Source organism: Pseudomonas sp. P4_C4, from assembly GCF_056402055.1.
The window spans coordinates 17,969-38,239 of record NZ_JBFUID010000055.1 but is presented as its reverse complement, the minus strand read 5'-3'; the positions used below and the strand labels follow the sequence as shown (position 1 = coordinate 38,239).

Here is a 20,271-nt window from a genome sequence, read left to right as displayed (position 1 = left end):
CTACCAGCCAGGGATTCCCACCAAAATTTGACTAGCAAGGAGCCAAACGAGCGGGCGACAGCGAGCTGGAGCGACTCTGGAAAAGTGCTGACAAACGCTCGCGCCATGGCTTTTGCGGAAGCCAACGCCTGATTAGCCGTTTCTGCCGCATGGTGCGCCTCAAGCAATGCTGCTGAGGCCTGCGCGCCTTTTGCCATATTCCCCTCCTCTCTGTTGGGCCGGATTCTACCCGATGGCGCTCATAACCTGGCGCTTTACCTCACCAAGCAAATGCCGATATGAATCAATTTGCTGAAAGCTTGTGTGTACACCCCTCGGGCAGATAACAGGGGTGCGATAACTGTACAAACATACAGCAACAAGCAAAGTGTGTCGCGCTCATCCAATAAGGTGGGAATATTTGCTAACACAGAGGCATGCCATCCACTTCCTGGCCGYCCATGAATGTCTAGCCCTGAAATAGGTTTAAACCTATTTCACCCCAACGCACCCGCCACAATCACTTATGGAAAAAGAATATGCGTTCTACCTGACTGCCATTGGGATGGCTCAAGGCTGGTGGTTTCCAAGCCATAGATGCGGAGCAGCCAACGGGACTTCGCTCCATACTCCTCACCAACCTCAGATCGGCCATGAAGGCAAATTCTGTTGTTGACCAAAACGATATCTCCGGGGGCGAGAGGATGAGCCTGCGTAGATTCCTTACAGGCGGCTTCGAATGCATCCATTGCCGATTTGGCGGCCACGCTGTCCTCGGTATCAGTTTGTGTCGAGCTGTGGCTGTATCTGATCCACAGGACACCTGCCAGATACCATTTATAATCGCTTCAACGGGACTAAAGCGCCAGTCGAGCGCATGGTTTCGTCGAATTACAGACCTAGTTCAACAGCCTGCGCCACTGGTGTCCGCCCGCCCCCCTTTTTAGCCCAAATCTACGATTTTAGGTTGCGCTATACGCATCCATTTAGGCAAATCCATACCAGCGTGTATTACTAACTTCGTCCGAATATGCCTTCGACTGATTTTATGGCTTAGATCTAGCCCAACTTTATTAGCTAATGCCTGCACAGTCATCGCATACGGAGAAAGATCAGTAGGCAGAACACCAATCCTTAATTTTTCATTCATGATCAGATCCTGAAAATCCTCCGGCATCAAATCACATGCTTGTAAAAGCGCGTAAATTGTATCGGCAAGTCGCTTTACATCTGTAGGCAATCGTTCCGCCGACCAAATTCTTTTGATTTGCTCTATTAACGTTAGCATGCCAATTGTATTTTTGTCTCTCTTAGCAACAGCGGGTGCATCCGCCAATCTGTTAGCCTCGGAGATAGCAACTTCCGCATGTTCAAGCATTGCTTTTACCTGAAACGCTATACGTTCCAACGGCCAATTCACTGTATTGCTTTTATATATCAAATCATGTGTTGCCACGGTCCAGGCATGCTGTAACACTGTCTTTATTTGAATTTCAAATAACATACCAACAAGTTCAGGATCCCGACCACTAATGAGCGGACGTCTTTCTACATAAACACGCAAATCGTCGAACGTGAAGTTAGACGGGGCTTTATGTGTCGTCACATCGTTCTCTGGCCTCCGATATTTAAGATCGTAATTGTTGAGAATCAAAAGCTCGGCCTGCTCTATATGACCTAACGTTGGAACTACAACAGTACAACCAAAAAAATCCTCCATGGAATCTGGGGATGAAACTCGGCCGGTCTCAATCTTAAGCGCAAAGCTTTCCAAGCCCTTTACTCTGGAAAAGAAAAACCAACCCTCATTTTCTACCAAAGGCTTAAGTATCTGATTGACTTCATTTTCTAGCAGCCTGTATCGAGGCATACAACCTGAATACAAATCTCGAATATTTTTAACTATTTTCATATTCGACTGCTCCAGCATCTCCGAAAGCATGCAATAGCGCTGCGTGTCGTTTGGTACGCGGAGCGAGGTCAGTACTTGCTCCTCTAGAATTATACGCATACTGCGTCGCGTATTCTAAAATAGGGCTTCCCGCCAGTGCTGTTATATTCGCTTGATTATCTGCTACGATTGAGTTTACCGCCAACATGAAAGCAGTGTAGTTTTCCGCCAACGAAACCAAGTCATCAGCTTCACTTTTATTTGTTAGGTAAACATAAGCCCATAGAGAATAAAAATGACTTTGTACCTTAGTAAAATCTAAAATATCTGGTTTTATTACGAGCATTTTTGATATAACGTTTTTGGTTCGATCAACCCCTGAGATAAAATCCTCTTCAACAAACAACGCCAACTCGTCGATCTCTTCATACTCAGCATATAATTCATCCAATCGATCTTGATCGAATCCAAGAATTTTTCCACTCAGTATGATTGCAAATAATTCCGACAGGAACTGAACATCGGCCATTCGCTTAGTTCTTGCAGTCGTAACAACCCCGGTTGCTTTCCACTCGACTTTCGCAGCTTCGACCTCAACAAAATTTATGAACCATCCGTCATACTTCGCGTGCCTTAATTCTTGCGCGGTCAGCTTTCTAGAATTACGGTTGATACGCTCGAATATATTCCTGATAGCTGAGTCACTCACATCTGGAAGCATTTCAACAATGAGAACATAATTCCAGAAAAGTTCTTTTGTACTTTTACCGAGGTCTTTCCATCGCAGCTTTTGGATATTTATATCGGAAAAATCGTCCGGAATTCTGACTTTATTATTGGTAAAATCCAATATCGTCTGCAGCCGCTGCTTTCCATCGACGACATGATATGTAGCTTTGCCTTCACCATCTAACGTTTTATGAAGAAAAATTGGCGGCGCAGGATAATTGTTTAATATAGTGTCTATGAAGAACCTCTGATCTCTAGGAGACCATACGCTGCGCCGCTGATAAGGAGGAGTTAAATTAAGAAGCCCTCTGCTGTGAATATCCAAAAACCAACTAATATCTTGCGTAGTGAGAGTTCGATTCATAAGTGCCAACTTTATATTTTAATAGTTAAATTTTTTACATTTTTGATTTTTTAGCTGATTTGTTCCATTGCTGCCCACCTGCTCGGTAGAGCACCCCATCACCATACAACACTCGCGCGTCTTATTCCGCCAACTCTGAAGGCGTCGTGGGGTGTACGCAACGTTTGCTGCGGCATCGAGATGTTACCCGTTTGCCCCTAGTGTACTGATTGCGAAATAAGTTACCCATGATAAACAGGGCAAGCTATTGATAAATTTTGTTTTTTCGTGAATTGACAACCGATTTTTCGAAAAAATCACGCTAGGATACCGATGGGGACGGTACAGCACCATCGGTGCGGCCCCATTAGCCAGACGGACATGGGGTTAGGGTGGTGTTCAGATCACTCTACAATGAAACATCACTGCCAAGCTTTCGTCGGCGAACTGCCCGCTTTTCGAATTTAGCAGCCTCCTGAGCGGAACGACTACTTTGGCCCCAGAGTGTGCAAAAAAAAACGCATCCATGGTTTTGAGATTGCCGTCGCTACGTGAAATCTGTCAGTGTTTGCTCAGGTAACAGACCTAGAATTGAAACACATTTTTTGAGCTGACTCTTTGCGCCGATGTGGGAGGAAAACATTTTTACACAACCTCGGCCAGTTTCTGCCTGTTGCCACGTTCCTATTCGGATCGAGTGCTGCCGGTTGTCTCGACAGCGGTAAGAAAATCACGGCTTATCATCGGTGCGAAGCAAGGTTTTCAGATCGAATATAATCGGGGGTCAATGGGATGCTATTTCGTGAGGTATTCCGATTGGTATTCCAATCAAAATAAAAAATAAATATTAATGATAATAATCAATAAGATATAAGGTGAATTCAAATTACCCCGGCCCACCAATCGAAGCTAACAAGGCCCGCCCAGTGCGGGCTTTGTTGCATCTGGGGTTTCTCATGCCCCACACCGCCCCCTGTGTCGCTGCCATCCTGCCCGGAAAAGCCCATGCGCCAAGCCCTCCTGATCATCGACGTACAACCCGGCTTCGCCCCGCCGCAGTGGCTGATCGACGGTATCCACGCGCTCATCGGCACCTTACCCAGTGTCGCCACGGTCGAGCGCCATGACGAATCCATAACCCCCTTCGAAAAACAGCTCGGCTGGCACCCCGCGCCGGACGATGACAGCCTGATCCCGGCCGATCGCATCTTTATCAAGCACGGCTACGCGCCCACACCGGAAACCATCGACTACCTGAAAAGCCTGAACGTCGAGCGCGTGCTGGTGTGCGGCCGGCAGACCTAAACCTGCTGCCTGGCGGCGGGGTTTGCACTGTTTGATGCGGGTTTGCAGCCTACGTTGATCAAGGATTTGACGGTGGGGTCTTCGCTGGACCGGACGGGTAGGTTGGGGGTCAGGCTTTGGGAGCATCATTTCAAGCACACGGTGAGCTCCAAGCAACTTTGATCTGCAATTAGCACCACATCATTGAGCCAATCAACCGACGTTAAGCAGGGTAAAAACTCACTTCTAGGAAATTTCCCTCAAGCCGTGTCCCCCTCATGGACTGGAGCTAGATATGCGGCCATGTACGCTGACTTTTCAATCGAATTCACCGCTTCTGCCGTTTCACCTTTGATGCGCTTCAAACCAAAGGAATGAACGATGACTCCTGCCGAATTGCTCATGCAAGAACAAGCCATGTCCTTCGCTAGATTGCACAAGAAAACCATAGCCAAGCGCCGAACCGATCGAGCGTTATACCCTCCTGAGCAAGATCCTGTATCAGTGTTCATGGCCGGCTCACCTGGAGCAGGAAAGACAGAAGCTTCAATCGCCCTGGTGAACCTGTTTGCTGATACAGCGATTCTGAGGATTGACCCTGATGAGCTTCGAAGTGAATTTTCCGACTACGCGGGAGGAAACGCCTGGATCTTCCAAAACGGGGTGTCAATTTTGGTTGAGAAAATTCTGGATTGCGCTTTCGACCAGAGGCAATCATTTGTGCTGGATGGAACATTTTCCAATATCGATGTAGCACGAAAAAATGTAGAGCGCTCTTTGCGCAAAGGCCGGTTCGTGCAGATACTTTACGTCTACCAAAATCCGCTCCTTGCATGGGAATTCGTCAACGCCCGTGAAGAACTCGAAGGGCGACGAATCCGACCAGAGCATTTCATCGACCAGTATTTCGCAGCGCGTGACGTGGTAAATACTCTTAAGTTAGAGTACGGGAGCGACGTTCATGTGGATCTGCTGATCAAGCACATAGACAATTCGGGACGTCTTTACAAAGCTGGGGTCGATAAAATTGACTACCATATCCCTGAGCAATACACGCGGGCTGATTTAATGGCCAGGCTCGGGTTAGGATCAGGAGTACATCAATGATTTCGTTCAAGCCAGGCCTGTCCCAGGGCGCCAAAAGCTCCTTTGCTGACTTTATTCGCAACGCCAAGTCGAAACAGAAAAAGCGTGTCTATAGCGAAGTGTTGACCGAAGCTACGAAGCAGCAAAATCTTGTGATGATGGAAGTCGAAGCGAAACGAAGCTAACTGACCGCGCCAAGATGAAGCCCGACAAATTTTCGGGCTTTTTCGTTGTGCTCTTTGAATATTAAATGGCGTGCTTCGCACTCGATTGGCACGTAGTCACCGTCCTAGGACATTTCCCGCAAAACGCATCGCCTTTCATGAACTGGCGGGGGCTGCTTCTCGACGATAGCCTTCAGGGGTCGCTGTAAACCGGCGATCGGCTTTGACAGGCTGAAAAGTGTACTCTTCACACCTCCCAGATCAGGCAGCATGCATTCGCGCATGTAGTCACGATTATGGCGGCTGTGCGCGGGGCACCTTCGGGTGCACCGGGTTCTTACACTTCCGGTCTGTCAACCCGCGTATAGCTGCCACCCAATCCTGTTTGACAGCAGGGGATGGCAGCTTCTCTAAACAGTGTGAGGAATGCCATCTTGAAAAAGAACAGCCCCAATCCCCCGGAATCACCAGCCGATTCATCTGAAGATCCAATCGACTTGTCCAACCTCTCCAAAACCACAGAACCCGCCATCAGCGCCCGCCTGCGCAACCCCAATCACCTCGACCCCATCAGCCACGTATTCACCCTCCGCCCAAACATCGACACACCGTCCCTGCTCACCCACGCCAGCGAAACCCTCGCCTCGCTCAACGTCATGAGCACCGACCTTGCCTGCGAGCTTGAGAGTTCGCGTCGCAACATCGCCCTGGCGATCCAGCAGTTGGCCGTGCTGGCGCAATTGCTGGTGAACCGGGCACTGGACAACATTGCGCCACTCGACGAAGTGGAGGCTTGAGATGGATCGATACATGCCGATGACCGGCATCGACTGCACCGTTGCGTCGCTGCTGATCGACACCGAGGCACCGCTGGATGTACTGCACGAAACAGCTGCCTATCGCATTCGAACCGCAACGCAATTGCTGGAGAGCTTCGCGGCTGACGAGGGTGTTTACAGCGAACTGGCGCGGGTGCTGGTCACGTCCCTGCGCGATGGTTGCGATTTGCTGGATGTGGTTGGGCGGCGGTTGCGGATGCAGGTTTGATCCTTGAAAAATGGACGGTCTCATTGAGGTCGTCCAACTCCAGAGCCGCGATCATCAAGCACGCAGCCGCTTAACCCCAACCCCCACCAATATCCCTAACACAATCGACACCAACGGCACCGCCCCCACCCAGGTCAGCGTCGGAAACACCAACAAAATCTGCGAGTCATTCCCACCCAGCATCATCGACGCACCGGTCCCCATCAACACGCCCGCGAGCCAATGCCTGCCCGCTGTCATCGCTGCAAACCGCTGATAGTTGAACGTGCGGCGATGCAACGTGTAACAGAGCATGCCCAGCATCAGCATGGCGAACACCGTCACACGCTGGGTGGTCAATGGTGTGTCGCCTGGGCTCCAGAACCTTTGCGAGAGATCGTAGAAGAATACGCTGGGCGTCCACAGCGGTTCGAAGGTGTAGAGGGCACTGGTCAACGCCCCCAGCAGCAGGCTCGACAGCACCAGGTGTTTGTCGCCGTGAATCCGGATCAGGAACAGCAAAATCAGCAACACGATGCCAATGACCAGCCAGTAATGACGGCTGGTGATCATCGGCATTTGCAGCGCCCGGTGTTCGGTCAGCATGTTCAGGTGATGCCACAGCACGATGCCCAGCACCCAGCCGAGGATGGTGAAGGCCTTGTTGAGGTTGCCGCTGGCGAGCTTGGTGAGGGTGCCGACACTGCATCCGTCGTTGAGCACCGACGCGAGGCCGAACAACAACCCGCCACCGACCAGTGACAGATAGCCGACCTCAGGGATGAACAGCGGTTGACTGACACCAGACAAAGCGTAGAACGGAGCGAGCAACAGACCGAACAGACCGCAACTGACCAGCGACACGAACAGGGTCGGCCGGCGTTTGAGCAGCAGCCCCATGGCATTGACCAGGCACATGCCCATGCGCTGGGACACCCAGCCAATGAGGAACGCCAGCAGCAGTGAAACCGGCAATGAAAACACGGGGCTCCCTGTTTCCGGGTGATGGCGTCGAGTCGATGCCTGACAGACAGATTAGTCGCTGCGCAAACACTTCGGATGAACCCGCAAAGCCCTTCTACACTCATTTCGCAATCGCCCTATAACCCTGTCGAATAGGCCTCCATGACCACCCTCACCGACCGTTTGAAGCAAGGCAAGGATGCGCGCAAGAAGTGTTCCCGCAGTTCGCAAGCAGCCTTGGGCAATGTCGACCGCGACCCAATACCGCTGATCAAGGCGTCGAGTGAAGGACGCGTCAAATCGCTGGTGGAGTTGCGCTACGGACGCATGCTGGTGTCACCATTCACCTTCTATCGCGGCAATGCGCTGCTGCAGGCCCACGACCTGGCGGGAACCTCGAACATGGGGCTGGTTTCACCGATTTGCGGTGATAGCCACCTGATGAATTTCGGCGGTTTCGCAACGCCTGAACGCAACCTGCTGTTCAGCGTCAACGACTTCGATGAGGCCCACCCCGGGCCGTGGGAGTGGGACTTGAAACGCCTGGTGGCGAGTTTCCTGGTGGCGGCTCGCGATCTGCGTCATGGGGAAACGGTTGAAGAAATGGTCTGCCATCAGGTCGTGGGCGCCTATCAGAAAACCATGCTCGAATGCGCCGAACAAAGTTCGCTGGAAACCTGGTACGAATCCATCAGCTATGACGACCTGCTGGCGCAGGCCAACAAAAGCACTCTGGAACATGTGCAACGCGCCGTCGAAAAGGCCGAACGTCGCACCCATGCCGAACTGCTGCCAAAAATCAGCGAACGCGACGCCCATGGTCGTCTGATCATTCGCGATGACCTGCCGGAAATTTTCCACCTGCACAAAAACACCACGCTGCTGGATGCCGATGATGACTGGTTGCGCCTCTCGGACTGGCGTCCGCTCTACGACACCTTCATGCGCGACTATCGCGGCACCCTGCAAGCGGACCGCCGTGATCTGGTGTCGCGTTTTCACGTTCAGGACATGGCGTTCAAAGTGGTGGGCGTGGGCAGTGTCGGCACCCGTTGCCTGGTGGCGCTGCTGACCGACGATCAGGAGTTCCCGCTGTTCCTGCAATTCAAGGAAGCGCGACGCTCGGTGCTCGCCGGCTACGTGAAGACCAGGTCGCGGGTGCGGCATGAAGGACAGCGGGTGGTCGACGGCCAGCGCTTGATGCAATCGGCCAGCGACTTGTTCCTCGGCTGGACGACCGGTCCCAGCGGCCGGCATTTCTACGTGCGGCAATTGCGCGATATGAAAATCTCCGCCGAACTCGAGACCTTCGATGGCGACGCATTCGCGGCCTATGGCCGGCTCTGCGGCCGGGCCCTGGCTCGCGCCCATGCCAAGTCTTCCGGGCACGCGGCGATGATCAGCGGCTACATCGGCAAGAGCGACGCACTGGCCGACGCGCTCTATAAATATGCCCTGGGCTATACCGAGCACAACGAGCGTGATTTCGAGCGATTCCAGCAAGCCTGCCGCAAGGGCCGCTTGCGTGCCCGGTCGGAAGCCGACTTTGCCGCGGATCATTTGCCGTAGCGGTGTCGCAAGCTCCGGTACGGGGCTTTGAGCGAGATGAATTTTTCTTCACCCCACCACCCCGCGCCAGCCTGTACATTTCGCTCGCTCATTCAAGAAACTACGGTTTGCCCGCTCTCCCGCGGGCTTTTTTTTGCCTGCGGGTTTGCGCCCATCACTGTGCCACCTGCGCGACGCTCCCTTGCGATGGCTCGGGTAGCAAACACCCTTTGGCCATCCACTGGCAGTCTCTGACCCAGCGAAAGCCGGATTCCAGATCGCCGCGGTCGTTGTAATACCCCAGCCTGAGTTGAGTGGCGCTCAGATCGAGTTTGGCAAAACCAGCCCGCGAGTCAGTAAAGGTGCTATCCGGTGTTGGCGTTTGCAAGGCAGACAGCCTCTTGCCACCGGCCCCGGAAATCACCCAAGCGGGTTCGCCTGCACGCAACAGCAATTGCTGGTTGTGATCATGACCCGACAAAAGCAGATCGACGTGGTTGCGTTGCAACACTGGCAAGAGCCATGTGAGCAGATTCGACTCCTCGTCATGCTTGCCTTGATTGCGCACCGGGTGATGGGACGCGGCTATTCGCCATACCGGTGCCGGTCCGGGTGCCTGGTACGCCTGATCGATCAAGTCGATTTGCTGCTGCAAACTCTCACGTGGCGCCGAGGTGTCGAGGAACACCATCCGCACCAATGGCCGCCCGTCAACGTCACCGAAATCCTTGACGTAGAAATTCGCCGGCATCTGCCAACGGCCCGATCCCTTGTGCTGTTGGCCGTACTCGATCTCGTATTTTTGCGACACCGGGTAATCGTGGTTGCCCAGCACCGCGTAGAACGGCACATGGCTGAGCCAATGGCCCCAATAGACTCGCTCGAATCGGGTTTCCCAGTGGAGATCGTGGGTGCTGGTCAATGGCTTGCCGTAGAAGTTGTCGCCGAGGAAAACCACCATGTCCAGGCGCCCCTCCCTGGACGCAACCCGCTCCATGGCTTGCCCCACCCGCCACTGTTGCAAGTCACCGCTACCCTGATCGCCCACCGCAATCATCGACGCCGATGCAGGGTCCAGACCATTCAACGGAACGTACGGCGATGGCGGCGTAAACAGCCAGTAACCACCGACCGCCAGTAGAAGAGCGAAGGCAATACCAGAGCCAAGCGCGATCCTTCGGAGTACCAAACGTTTTGCAGAAATCGAGGTGGAATTTGTGCGTTTCAATCAGGAACTCACTGGGCTTGGAAAGCCAGACAGGGTGGCGAAATGAAGGTCGACCTTCACTCTCAATAGATCACAGCAGTTGTTCACGATTTGTTAAGAAATCGTTCCGTTTACTTTTTTCCAGCCTGTTTTTTTCGGCCTTCCTTTTCCGGTAGCCAGAAGTCATGTCGCGCCCTGTCCCACCGTTGATCGCAGTCGCACACAATCCCTGAGCTCACTGAAGGTTTCCTTGGGCAAGAAAAAACCCGCCGCCCTTTCGGGTTGCGGGTTTCGCCGTTCAAAGCGGACTCAATTCACTGGTTGAGTCTGAGTCGCCGCTACCGGTTTTTGCGATTTGGAGAGCACCGGCTGTTCCAGCCTCGCTCGCCCGTAAAACGCCAGCGCCGTCAGCAAACACGCCAGCCACACAAAGATCCCGGCCCAGAGGGTGTGGGACATGTAGTGCCAGCCTTGCAGCACCCGCGTTGTACCGTAGATGAAACCGAGGGTCAGCGAGCCGTACATGATCGCCTTGGAATAGCGCCAGCGATAACGGCGAGCCACGAAGTACAACGCCAGCATGGTGAACCCGCCCGATGCGTGTCCGCCCGGCCAGCAACGACCGTCACCAGCGACTTTCAGCAGGTCGAAATTCTCATACCACTCAACGTGCTCCTTTTTGCCGCCGTACTGGGTCGTCTCGATCGGGCAATACACGCTGGTGTGGCCCTTGAGGTAGTGAATGACCCCGGTGCTGATGGAAAACGCGAACACCACGTAGAGAAAATCGCGACGGTGCCGGGTGGCAAAGCGCAGCACCGGTGCGACTTTGATTTTCTCCAGGAAAGCGATGATTTTCGAGTGCTTTTCAGCCTTCAGGCGCGGCCAGAGAAACGACAGCAAGGCACCGATAATCGCAATTTCGCCGGTCCAGTTGGGAATGATCCGCGCCCATTTATGGGTGATTTTTTCGAACAGATGGACATGGTCCAACGGGTACGTCTGCGTTACCGGATCAAAAAAGTAATTGTTGAAGGCGATGTCGATGCTGGTCATGTCGAACATCAGAAACACCGCGACCGCGCAGGCCAGCGGAATACCGAAATTCACCCAGTAAAAGCGGTAGCGAGAAGCGGTCAGCATTGTGAATCCTGATTAAAAAAGAGAAGGAAAAAACTCAATGAGTGCTCACCGAGCTCCAGTCGGAAGCGTCGATGAAGCCAAGCAAGCGCGGAGTCTGCGGGGTTTCGGCGGAAATAAACAGTGAAGCGCCATAACCCAGGGTCGAAGTCGGTAACTTGAGGTCTTTTTCCAGTTGCTCCATGCACTCGCTGTGGGTCACCAGAATCAGGTTACGCCCAGCCACTTTATGCCCAAGCGTGTCGCGCAACATGGTGCCCTTGCAACTGATCAGCCAGTTTTCACCCGTGCCAACCTTGTTGAACATGAAGTTGGCGGTCTGCGCTGTACGCAATATCGGGCTGTTGTAGATATCGGCCTTGTCCAGGCCCAGGTGCTTGAACTGTGCCCCGAGGCTCTCGGCAACACTGCGAGAGCGCTCGGTAATGCCATCGTTGCCGATCAGGCAAGGCGCCGAGGAGTGATCGCAGCGCTCGACGTGACGCACCAGCACGATCATGTCGCCCTTGGCCCATCCCGTCATCAAAGCCTGTGCACCGGCTAAATTGCCGTGAGCCAGGTCCGGTGCGGTGGCGGGACGTAACAAAAATACGGTCAGCGGGATGACCAGCAGCGCCGAGGCCAACACCACGGCGGCATTGCGATAGCGAGCATAGCGGTTCAGATCGATCGAGCGTTTTTTCCCGAAAAGACTCAGTCTCAATTCCACATCAAGCCGCCTCACCGGCACGCAACACCTCATTAGATCCCGAAAGGCTAAAGAAACGTGCGTTGCCGGCGAGTGAAAGACATGTGAAAAAAAGCTTAAAGCATTGCAAAAACCTTGTTACAGAATCCGCCGCACAAAAACCTTTCAGCTCCCGGGATTGCTGCCGATACATCCTGCTTACACAGCTTGGCGGCCCCCAAAAAAAACAATCTTCCAGCCAACCGACGATAGAGAAGCACTAAGTTCCTGGAGGAATGTGATGAATAGCTGGTTCGGCAACATCAGCGTGAACCTGAAACTGGGCCTGGGATTTGGCCTGGTCCTGGCACTGACCTGCATCCTCGCTCTGACCGGCTGGACCAGCCTGGGCGGGTTGATCGACCGCAGTAACTGGATGAGCGACATCACCCAGCTCAACGCCGGCCTGACCAAGCTGCGCGTGGTTCGCCTGCAATACATGCTGACCAACGGCGACGAAACCGCCGCACAGAGCGTACAGACCACCCTCGACGCCTTCTCGGCCCAGCAGCAAGCCCTGCTGGCGAAGTTCAAGAGCCCGGAAAACCTCAAGCTGCTGCGAGAGCAAGGCGCCGTCATCGACGCCTACAAGACGTCCCTGGGCAAGATGCGCAGCGCCTATCGCGCCGGCAACAGCGCCCGCGACGCCATGAGTGCCAACGCCGAAACCGCCAACACGCTGATCAATGACATCAATACCCGCGTGCAGCAAATGCCGCTGAGCGACCAGCGCTTCGAACAGTTCCAGACCATTACGGCTGCAAAGGAGGCGTTCCTCTTGGCCCGATACGAAGTGCGTGGCTACACCGCCAGTACCGATGCCGGGACAGAGCAAAAAGCCGTCGGCCAACTGGACGCCGCCATTGCCAGCCTGAAACCGCTGAATGCGCATTTCGCCGATTCGCAGCAAGACGCCCTGCGTCAGCTGGAAACGGCGCTTGGCAACTATCGCGGTGCCTTGCAGGCCTACAAGGCCGCCAGCAATGACGCGGTGCAAGCGCGCAAGGAAATGACCGACCAGGGTGCCACCATCGTGGCCCAGAGCGATCAGCTGTATCAGACTCAGCTCGATCGCCGTGACGCCGAAAGCGCCCAGGCGCGCACCCTGCAACTGATCAGCACATTACTGGCGTTGCTGGTGGGCATCATTGCCGCCGTGGTCATCACTCGCCAGATTACCCGTCCACTGCGCGAAACCCTGGCGGTGGTCGATCGCATCGCCAGCGGTGACCTGTCCCAGAACGTGGTGGTCAGCCGTCGCGATGAACTCGGCGTGTTGCAGCAAGGCATTGCGCGCATGGGCGTGACCCTGCGCGACTTGATCAGCGGCATCCGCGATGGCGTGACCCAAATCGCCAGCGCCGCCGAAGAGCTGTCGGCTGTGACCGAACAGACCAGTGCCGGGGTCAACAGCCAGAAAGTCGAGACCGATCAGGTGGCCACCGCCATGCACGAGATGACCGCCACGGTGCAGGAAGTCGCGCGCAACGCCGAAGAAGCCTCGCAAGCCGCTGCGGCGGCGGATGACGAAGCCCGTGAAGGTGACAAAGTGGTCAACGAAGCCATCGCCCAGATCGAGCGTCTGGCCAGCGAAGTGGTGCGTTCCACCGAGGCCATGAGCGTGCTGCAACGGGAAAGTGACAAGATCGGCAGCGTCATGGACGTGATCAAGGCCGTGGCCGAACAGACCAACCTGCTGGCGCTCAACGCCGCCATCGAAGCGGCCCGTGCCGGTGAAGCCGGTCGTGGTTTTGCCGTAGTGGCCGACGAGGTCCGCGGCCTGGCCCAGCGCACGCAGAAATCCACCGAGGAAATCGAAGGCCTGGTGGCCGGCTTGCAGAACGGCACGCAACAAGTGTCGGCGGTGATGAACAACAGCCGCGTCCTCACCGACAGCAGCGTGGCCCTGACCCGCAAGGCCGGCGAGTCGCTGGAGAACATCACCCGCACGGTGTCCAGCATCCAGTCGATGAACCAGCAGATCGCCGCCGCTGCCGAACAACAAAGCGCCGTGGCCGAAGAGATCAGCCGCAGCATCATCAACGTGCGCGACGTGTCTGAACAGACGGCTGCTGCGAGTGATGAAACGGCAGCGTCGAGTGTTGAACTGGCGCGGCTGGGGAATCAGTTGCAGATGATGGTGAGTCACTTCAGGGTCTAGGCCGAACACGTCAGCGCGTTGCCAGGAAGCCCTTTGAATAAAGGGCTTCTCTCATTCCAGGCAGTCGAGCTGCCTATTTGGCGAAGTTTTCGATTTTTACCTGGCCTTCAGGAAAGGTGGCGATGATTTCCAACTCGCCACCCATCGCGCGGATGTAGTTGCGCAAGGTGCTGATGTACATGTCTGTGCGCCGTTCCATTTTCGAGATTGCCGCCTGGTTGATGTGCAGGGCCTTGGCCAATGTTTCCTGGCTCAGTTCCTGGGCTTTTCGAAGCTCATGCAGAGGCATTTCTTTCAAGTGTTGTCGGAGCAACTGCTCTGCATCGGCACGTGACTCAGGCGACATGCGTGCTTGAAGCTCAGCGAATTTTTTAGCCATCGTTGCGGCCCTCTTTTCCCAGTGTTTCCAAATGTTCGTCATACAGCTTTTCGGCCACGGGGACATGAACTTCATACCAGCGATCCTGACCAGTCTTATCGCCACCGATCAGCAATAACGCACATCGACGCGGATCAAATGCATACGACACGCGATAAGGGCGACCACCATGCTGTATCCGCAGCTCTCGGAGATTGCCATGTCGCGAACCCTTGATGTCGCTGCTGCGGGGAAATCCGAGACCCGGTCCGAAGAGCTCCAGCAAGTCGACACTCGCCGATACTGAAGCCTGCTCCTTTTCATTCAGATTGCCCCACCAATCGCCAAATTCATCCGTGTATTCAACGTCCCATTTCATACAAATATGCCACCTGCGGAATATAACCTCAAGGGAATAACTGTATGAGTTTCAGCGACCCTTCGACTAGCCTTGAGCCTCCACACAATTGTTAATGATGATTGCTGGTGGAACCTGGATGTCGTCGAGTTCTAGAGGGCGCGCGAGTGCTGGCGCAGTCCTCGAAACTCACTGAAACCCCGTACGCAAATCCCCTTCCCGTGCCAGGAACCGCCCTTCCCTGCGCCCGTTGGCCTGACCATCGCGGTAGCTCAACACACCGTTGACCCATACGCCCTCGATACCTTGTGCCGCCTGCTGCGGATCGTTGAAATCGGCGATATCGCGGATGGTTGCCGGATCGAACAACACCAGGTCCGCCCAATGACCTTCGCGGATTTCGCCGCGCTCCTTCAAACCGAAGCGCGCCGCCGATAGCCCGGTCATTTTGTGCACGGCGGTGTGCAGCGGGAACAATCCTACGTCACGGCTGAAATGTCCGAGCACCCGGGGGAATGCGCCCCACAAGCGTGGGTGCGGAAACGGGTCTTCCGGCAAGCCGTCGGAGCCGACCATCGACAGCGGATGCGCGAGGATTCTGCGCACATCCGCCTCATCCATTCCGTAGTACACCGCACCGGCCGGTTGCAGTTGGCGAGCGGCATCCAGCAACGGCACATTCCATTCGGCGGCGATGTCCATCAGGTCGCGGCCGCCCATTTCCGGGTGCGGGGTCGACCAGGTGATGGTGATACGGTGGGCATCGGTAACTTGCTTGAGGTCCAGGGTCGATGAGCTCGCCGCATATGGATAGCAATCGCAACCGACCGGATGGGTTTTCGCCGCCTGTTCGAGGGACGCCAGCAGCTGTGGACTACGCCCCCAGTTACCGGCGCCGGCACATTTTAGGTGGGAAATGATCACCGGGCTTTGCGCATGACGACCGATCCGGAACGCCTCGTCCATGGCCTCCAGCACCGGTTCGAACTCGCTGCGCAAATGGGTGGTGTAGACCGCCCCGAACGCAGTCAACTCTTCAGTCAGCTGCATCACTTCCTCGGTGGACGCCGAGAAGGCGCTGGCATAGGCAAGGCCGGTGGACAGGCCCAAGGCGCCAGCCTCAAGGCTTTCGCGCAGTTGCTCGCGCATCGCGCTGATTTCATCTGCCGTGGCGGTGCGGAACAGGTCGTCCAAATGATTGCTGCGCAACGCCGTATGGCCGACCAGCGCGGCAACGTTCAGCGTGGTGTTCGCCGCTTCGACCGCCGCGCGGTAATCGCGGAAGGTCGGATAAACGAACGCAGCGGCCGTGCCCAGCAGGTTCATCGGATCTGGCGGATCGCCGCGCAAACTCACCGGTGACGCACTGATCCCGCAGTTGCCGACGATCACCGTAGTCACGCCCTGGCTGAGCTTGGGCAGCATCTGCGGCTGACGAATCACCACGGTGTCGTCATGGGTGTGCACGTCGATGAAACCCGGCGCCAGTACATGGCCCTGCGCGTCGATTTCCTCGCGTGCACGGGCATCGCGCAAGTCGCCGATACGCTCGATGCGCCCGTCGAGAATGGCCACGTCGGCGGGGTATCCGGGGCTGTTGCTGCCGTCGATGACCAGGGCGTTGCGAATCAGCGTGTCGTACAGCATGTCAGTCTCCCAGCGGTAACTGATCGTCGCCGCCGCGGTATTCGTCGAGGACGAGTTTATTACGCTCAGTCGTGTTGCATCCTGGCGCGCTTGAGCAATTTCTTGCAACGCTCGGACAAATGCAGCACCCGCAGATGCTTGCCGGCCTTGGCGTAGCGCTCGCGCAAGGTGCCCAGCGCGGCGATGGCCGAGTAGTCGACAAAACTCAGATGCTGGCAATCCAGCGTCACTTGCACCGGGTCATTGGCCGTATCGAACTGATTGAGAAACGGTGTGGTCGAGGCGAAGAACAGCGTGCCATGCACCCGGTACAGCTTGCTGCCATCGTTCTCCAGATGGCTGTCGGCATACAGCTGACGGGCCTGCTGCCAGGCAAAGTTCAGCGCCGCAATGATGATGCCGCAGAGCACCGCAATGGCCAGATCGGTGAGAACGGTAATCACCGTCACCGCGATGATCACCAGCACGTCATTCAGCGGCACTTTGTTCATCACCCGCAACGAGGCCCAGGCGAAGGTCTGTTGCGACACCACGAACATCACCCCGACCAGCGCGGCCAATGGAATGCGCTCGATCAGCGGCGAGAGAAACAGAATGAACAGCAGGATCGACACCCCGGCCACCAACCCGGACAAGCGCCCGCGCCCGCCAGAACTGAGGTTGATCACGGTCTGGCCGATCATCGCGCACCCGCCCATGCCTCCGAACGCACCGGACACCAGATTCGCCGCCCCCAGCGCCACGCACTCGCGATCCGGGTAACCACGGCTCTCGGTGATTTCGTCGGTGAGGTTCAGGGTCAACAGGGTTTCCAGCAACCCGACCAGCGCCATCAGGATCGCATAGGGCGCGATGATCCGCAGGGTGTCCAGATTCCACGCGATGTCCGGCAGCGCCAGCGTCGGCAAGCCACCGGCAATGTGCGCCATGTCGCCCAGGGTGCGGGTCGGCAGGCCAAGCAGATACACCGCCAGGCCCACACCGAGAATCGCCACCAGCGCCGGCGGCACGGTACGGGTCAGGCGCGGCAGCACATAGACAACGGCCATGGTCACCGCGACCAGCCCGAGCATCATGTACAGCGGCGTACCGCTCAACCAGGCCTCACCGTTCTTGAAGTGCTCCAGTTGCGCCAAGGCAATGATGATCGCCAGGCCGTTGACGAAGCCGAGCATCACCGGGTGCGGCACCATGCGCACCAGCTTGCCGAGCTTGAGCAGCCCGAACGCCATCATGATCAGCCCGCCCAGCAACACCGTGGCCAACAAGTACTGCACGCCGTGTTGCACCACCAGCGCGACGATCACCACCGCCATCGAGCCGGCCGCGCCGGACACCATGCCGGGTCGCCCGCCGAACAGTGCGGTCAGGGTGCAGATGATGAACGCTCCATAGAGCCCCATCAGCGGATTGAGATGCGCCACCAGCGCGAAAGCGATGCATTCGGGCAACAGGGCGAAGGACGTGGTAAGTCCGGCCAGGACATCGGCGCGTAGACGTTTTGCTTTCATGGGGAACCGCACACAGGGAGAGACGAAAAAGAGTGTGCGGATGTTACGGAAATGCAGTCAGACCGACCAGTTGTTGTGCCTCCGCAAACGCCATCGCGAGCAAGCTCGCTCCCACAAGGGATCTGCGTCGAACACAAAATCCGTGCCCTATGGAGATCAAATGTGGGAGCGAGCTTGCTCGCGATAGCTGCAACTCGGTCTAATGCGAACTCAAACCATCTCGCCGCGAATCCACTCAACCACCGACGTGCGCTTCGGCACCCAGCCCAACAATTCCCGAGCCTGCTTGCCGCGCACCCGACTGTTGGAGCCAAGGCCATAGTTGGCCATTTCATAGCCCCACTCGGCTTCCGCGTCCTTGAGTGGCCAGTCCTGCGGTTCGCCCAGGTTCAGCGCCTGGGCCATCGCGGTGGTCATGTCGATGAACGACGCTTCACCGCTTTCAACGAAGTAGAAGGTGCCGGGTACGTTTTCAGTCAGCGCCAGCAGGTACAGGGAAACCACGTCTTCGATGTGCACATTGGACCAGATGTTCCGGCCCTTGCCGACATGGCGTACCACGCCGCTTTTGCGCGCCTGTTTGAGCAGGCGCGGCAACTGCACGCTGTCGCGATGGACGCCCAGGCTGTGACCGTAGATCAGCGTGTTGCAGATCACCGCCGAATTCACCCCATCCATGGCCGCCGCCAGGATCAGATTATCGATGGCCACGCGCGCAGCCTTGTCGACGGTCGGCTCCGGTAGATTGTCTTCGAAGTAGATGACATCACTGGACTTACCGCCCGAAGCATCACCGACGATGCTCGAACCGCTGGTGTGCAGGAACACTTTGCCAGCACCGCGCAGGGCATCGAGCAGGGCTTCCACCGCACCACGATGATCACTGCTGGCCGCGTTGATCACCGCGTCGGCAGCCAGCGCCTGATCGGCCAACAGGGCATGGTCTTCCAGACTGCCCACCACCGGAGAAATGCCCAGTGCGCGCAGTTCATCGGCTTGTTCGGCGCTGCGTACCAGACCGGTGACGTTGTGGCCGGCCTGGACCAGGCCCGTGGCGATGGAGCCGCCGATAAAACCGGCAGCACCGGTAACGAATACGTTCATGGAGAAACTCCCTGCGATGATTGGTGATGCAAGGAGTATCAAGGAGCGATCACTGCCGAAAAATGCCACCTGACCCAATTCACTTTTGCGCAGGAATCACGAATCAGCCCTTGAAGTCTGCGCTCGCATAATCCGCCAACTTGCCCTGGATAAAGTCCAGGAAGCATTGAATCCGCAGGGCCAGCTGCGAATTGCGGTAGTACACCGCGTTGATCGGCTGGCGATAGCCGCTGTTGAATTCGGCCAACAACACTTTCAAGCGTCCGGCACGAATATCTTCGATGGTCATGAAATGCGACAGGCTGGCGATGCCCTGGCCGTCCAGTGCGAGATGGCGGATGGTCTCGCCGCTGGAGGCGCTGATCGATGCCTGGATCGGCCAGCGATCGCCATGCACGTAACGCAGCGGCCATTGGTTGAGGCCTTCGTTCTGGGTGAACCCCAGCAACGTATGGTGGGCCAGGTCAGCCACGACTTGCGGCGTGCCATGCTTTTCCAGGTAGGCCGGACTGGCGACGATGTGCAGCGGGCTGCAACCCAGGGAGCGGGCATGCAATGTCGAGTCGGTCAGGGTGCCGATACGGATGGCGATGTCGGTGCTCTGCTCCAACAGGTCGATGATCAAATCGTTGCTGTTGAGTTCGAGCTGGATGTCCGGGTAAAGCCTGCGGAACTCATCGATGTAGGGCACGATGGCGTGCAGCATGAAAGGCGAAGCCGCGTTGATCCGCAGCCGCCCGGACGGCGTTTGCTGGCGTGAGGACAGGCGCTCTTCGAGCTCGTCCATCTGATCGAGAATCCGCTTGGCGTGCTCGAAGAAGTACTTGCCCTCTTCGGTCAGGTCCATGCGCCGCGTGGTGCGATTGATCAGCGTGGTGTCGAGCTTGGCCTCCAGCCGCGACAGCGTGCGACTGACCGCCGAAGGCGTTTGCCCGACCTGCTCGGCCGCCGCAGAAATCGACCCGCATTCAATCACGCAGACGAAAATCTGCAATTCATCGGATCTGGCTTTCACGTGTGTCCTCTTCGCTAATCGGCATGGGAA

19 protein-coding genes and 3 pseudogenes are annotated in these 20,271 nt (G+C 56.2%); 8 read left to right on the top strand and 14 right to left on the bottom strand.

What is annotated here, in order from left to right; translation table 11 throughout:
- The 4 genes and pseudogenes from AC1DXW_RS24315 to AC1DXW_RS24300 form a co-directional block, all read right to left on the bottom strand.
- Positions 1–197, bottom strand: a pseudogene (locus AC1DXW_RS24315) (SAM-dependent methyltransferase); the annotation flags it as partial.
- 306 nt (positions 198–503) lie between these two features.
- Positions 504–746 (bottom strand): TauD/TfdA family dioxygenase, encoded by a 243-nt coding sequence (locus AC1DXW_RS24310; RefSeq protein ID WP_477756659.1) that lies wholly within the window; start codon positions 744–746, stop codon positions 504–506.
- Positions 747–922: 176 nt separating this feature from the next.
- Positions 923–1,891: a hypothetical protein gene (locus AC1DXW_RS24305; protein WP_477760556.1), complete on the bottom strand. Its 969-nt coding sequence runs from the start codon at positions 1,889–1,891 to the stop codon at positions 923–925.
- On the bottom strand, positions 1,878–2,963 hold the full coding sequence (locus tag AC1DXW_RS24300) for a DUF262 domain-containing protein (RefSeq protein ID WP_477760555.1): 1,086 nt from the start codon (positions 2,961–2,963) through the stop codon (positions 1,878–1,880). The genes AC1DXW_RS24305 and AC1DXW_RS24300 overlap by 14 nt, the downstream gene beginning before the upstream one ends.
- Before the next feature lie 984 nt (positions 2,964–3,947).
- On the opposite strand from AC1DXW_RS24300, the pseudogene AC1DXW_RS24295 reads away from it, so the two are divergent.
- From AC1DXW_RS24295 to AC1DXW_RS24275, 5 genes and pseudogenes are all read left to right on the top strand, one after another.
- Positions 3,948–4,409: pseudogene (locus tag AC1DXW_RS24295) on the top strand (isochorismatase family protein).
- Positions 4,410–4,607: 198 nt separating this feature from the next.
- Positions 4,608–5,333, top strand: a complete 726-nt coding sequence (locus AC1DXW_RS24290; protein WP_477760554.1) for a zeta toxin family protein — start codon at positions 4,608–4,610, stop codon at positions 5,331–5,333.
- A complete protein-coding gene (locus AC1DXW_RS24285) occupies positions 5,330–5,497 on the top strand; it encodes a hypothetical protein (protein ID WP_477760553.1) in 168 nt (55 codons plus the stop codon). The genes AC1DXW_RS24290 and AC1DXW_RS24285 overlap by 4 nt, the downstream gene beginning before the upstream one ends.
- Positions 5,498–5,910: 413 nt before the next feature.
- A complete protein-coding gene (locus tag AC1DXW_RS24280) occupies positions 5,911–6,273 on the top strand; it encodes a DUF6124 family protein (protein WP_477757173.1) in 363 nt (120 codons plus the stop codon).
- A gap of 1 nt (position 6,274) precedes the next feature.
- On the top strand, positions 6,275–6,523 hold the full coding sequence (locus tag AC1DXW_RS24275; RefSeq protein ID WP_477757172.1) for a hypothetical protein: 249 nt from the start codon (positions 6,275–6,277) through the stop codon (positions 6,521–6,523).
- A 54-nt stretch (positions 6,524–6,577) separates the two neighbouring features.
- Here AC1DXW_RS24275 and AC1DXW_RS24270 read toward each other — a convergent pair whose 3' ends face one another.
- The gene (locus tag AC1DXW_RS24270) at positions 6,578–7,486 is read right to left on the bottom strand and encodes a YeeE/YedE thiosulfate transporter family protein (protein ID WP_477760552.1); all 909 of its coding nucleotides are present in this window, start codon (positions 7,484–7,486) and stop codon (positions 6,578–6,580) included.
- A 141-nt stretch (positions 7,487–7,627) separates the two neighbouring features.
- Between AC1DXW_RS24270 and AC1DXW_RS24265 the strand changes: the two genes are divergently transcribed.
- Positions 7,628–9,034: a DUF2252 domain-containing protein gene (locus AC1DXW_RS24265; RefSeq protein WP_477760551.1), complete on the top strand. Its 1,407-nt coding sequence runs from the start codon at positions 7,628–7,630 to the stop codon at positions 9,032–9,034.
- Between the two features lie 154 nt (positions 9,035–9,188).
- On the opposite strand, the gene AC1DXW_RS24260 is transcribed toward AC1DXW_RS24265, so the two are convergent.
- From AC1DXW_RS24260 to pmrG, 3 genes are all read right to left on the bottom strand, one after another.
- On the bottom strand, positions 9,189–10,241 hold the full coding sequence (locus AC1DXW_RS24260; RefSeq protein ID WP_477756786.1) for a metallophosphoesterase: 1,053 nt from the start codon (positions 10,239–10,241) through the stop codon (positions 9,189–9,191).
- A gap of 288 nt (positions 10,242–10,529) precedes the next feature.
- Positions 10,530–11,363, bottom strand: a complete 834-nt coding sequence (locus AC1DXW_RS24255; protein ID WP_477756787.1) for a phosphatase PAP2 family protein — start codon at positions 11,361–11,363, stop codon at positions 10,530–10,532.
- Between the two features lie 34 nt (positions 11,364–11,397).
- Positions 11,398–12,069 (bottom strand): lipopolysaccharide core heptose(II)-phosphate phosphatase PmrG, encoded by a 672-nt coding sequence (pmrG, locus tag AC1DXW_RS24250; protein WP_477760550.1) that lies wholly within the window; start codon positions 12,067–12,069, stop codon positions 11,398–11,400.
- A 259-nt stretch (positions 12,070–12,328) separates the two neighbouring features.
- On the opposite strand from pmrG, the pseudogene AC1DXW_RS24245 reads away from it, so the two are divergent.
- Positions 12,329–13,390, top strand: a pseudogene (locus tag AC1DXW_RS24245) (methyl-accepting chemotaxis protein); the annotation flags it as partial.
- The gene (locus AC1DXW_RS24240; RefSeq protein WP_477756441.1) at positions 13,385–14,248 is read left to right on the top strand and encodes a methyl-accepting chemotaxis protein; all 864 of its coding nucleotides are present in this window, start codon (positions 13,385–13,387) and stop codon (positions 14,246–14,248) included. The pseudogene AC1DXW_RS24245 and the gene AC1DXW_RS24240, both read left to right, overlap by 6 nt.
- A gap of 73 nt (positions 14,249–14,321) precedes the next feature.
- Here the strand turns inward: AC1DXW_RS24240 and AC1DXW_RS24235 are convergent, their stop codons facing one another.
- From AC1DXW_RS24235 to AC1DXW_RS24210, 6 genes are all read right to left on the bottom strand, one after another.
- Positions 14,322–14,627, bottom strand: a complete 306-nt coding sequence (locus tag AC1DXW_RS24235; RefSeq protein WP_218429176.1) for a helix-turn-helix domain-containing protein — start codon at positions 14,625–14,627, stop codon at positions 14,322–14,324.
- Positions 14,620–14,985: a type II toxin-antitoxin system RelE/ParE family toxin gene (locus tag AC1DXW_RS24230; RefSeq protein ID WP_477756440.1), complete on the bottom strand. Its 366-nt coding sequence runs from the start codon at positions 14,983–14,985 to the stop codon at positions 14,620–14,622. Before AC1DXW_RS24230 ends, AC1DXW_RS24235 begins: the two co-directional genes overlap by 8 nt.
- A 168-nt stretch (positions 14,986–15,153) precedes the next feature.
- Positions 15,154–16,611 carry an N-acyl-D-amino-acid deacylase family protein gene (locus AC1DXW_RS24225; RefSeq protein WP_477760549.1) on the bottom strand — a complete coding sequence of 486 codons (1,458 nt, stop codon included), beginning with the start codon at positions 16,609–16,611 and terminating at the stop codon, positions 15,154–15,156.
- A 65-nt stretch (positions 16,612–16,676) separates the two neighbouring features.
- Positions 16,677–18,122 (bottom strand): SulP family inorganic anion transporter, encoded by a 1,446-nt coding sequence (locus tag AC1DXW_RS24220; protein WP_477760548.1) that lies wholly within the window; start codon positions 18,120–18,122, stop codon positions 16,677–16,679.
- Positions 18,123–18,332: 210 nt separating this feature from the next.
- Positions 18,333–19,226 (bottom strand): NAD-dependent epimerase/dehydratase family protein, encoded by an 894-nt coding sequence (locus tag AC1DXW_RS24215; protein WP_477756487.1) that lies wholly within the window; start codon positions 19,224–19,226, stop codon positions 18,333–18,335.
- 103 nt (positions 19,227–19,329) lie between these two features.
- A complete protein-coding gene (locus AC1DXW_RS24210) occupies positions 19,330–20,241 on the bottom strand; it encodes a LysR family transcriptional regulator (RefSeq protein ID WP_477756486.1) in 912 nt (303 codons plus the stop codon).
- Between the last annotated feature and the right edge of the window lie 30 nt (positions 20,242–20,271).

Bases quoted from the DNA above. Each gene is read 5' to 3' on its own strand.
- AC1DXW_RS24305 (WP_477760556.1), bottom strand. From the start codon at position 1,891: ATGAAAATAGTTAAAAATATTCGAGATTTGTATTCAGGTTGTATGCCT.
- AC1DXW_RS24300 (WP_477760555.1), bottom strand. From the start codon at position 2,963: ATGAATCGAACTCTCACTACGCAAGATATTAGTTGGTTTTTGGATATT.
- AC1DXW_RS24290 (WP_477760554.1), top strand. From the start codon at position 4,608: ATGACTCCTGCCGAATTGCTCATGCAAGAACAAGCCATGTCCTTCGCT.
- AC1DXW_RS24285 (WP_477760553.1), top strand. From the start codon at position 5,330: ATGATTTCGTTCAAGCCAGGCCTGTCCCAGGGCGCCAAAAGCTCCTTT.
- AC1DXW_RS24275 (WP_477757172.1), top strand. From the start codon at position 6,275: ATGGATCGATACATGCCGATGACCGGCATCGACTGCACCGTTGCGTCG.
- AC1DXW_RS24265 (WP_477760551.1), top strand. From the start codon at position 7,628: ATGACCACCCTCACCGACCGTTTGAAGCAAGGCAAGGATGCGCGCAAG.
- AC1DXW_RS24255 (WP_477756787.1), bottom strand. From the start codon at position 11,363: ATGCTGACCGCTTCTCGCTACCGCTTTTACTGGGTGAATTTCGGTATT.
- AC1DXW_RS24240 (WP_477756441.1), top strand. From the start codon at position 13,385: ATGGGCGTGACCCTGCGCGACTTGATCAGCGGCATCCGCGATGGCGTG.
- AC1DXW_RS24235 (WP_218429176.1), bottom strand. From the start codon at position 14,627: ATGGCTAAAAAATTCGCTGAGCTTCAAGCACGCATGTCGCCTGAGTCA.
- AC1DXW_RS24230 (WP_477756440.1), bottom strand. From the start codon at position 14,985: ATGAAATGGGACGTTGAATACACGGATGAATTTGGCGATTGGTGGGGC.
- AC1DXW_RS24225 (WP_477760549.1), bottom strand. From the start codon at position 16,611: ATGCTGTACGACACGCTGATTCGCAACGCCCTGGTCATCGACGGCAGC.
- AC1DXW_RS24220 (WP_477760548.1), bottom strand. From the start codon at position 18,122: ATGAAAGCAAAACGTCTACGCGCCGATGTCCTGGCCGGACTTACCACG.
- AC1DXW_RS24215 (WP_477756487.1), bottom strand. From the start codon at position 19,226: ATGAACGTATTCGTTACCGGTGCTGCCGGTTTTATCGGCGGCTCCATC.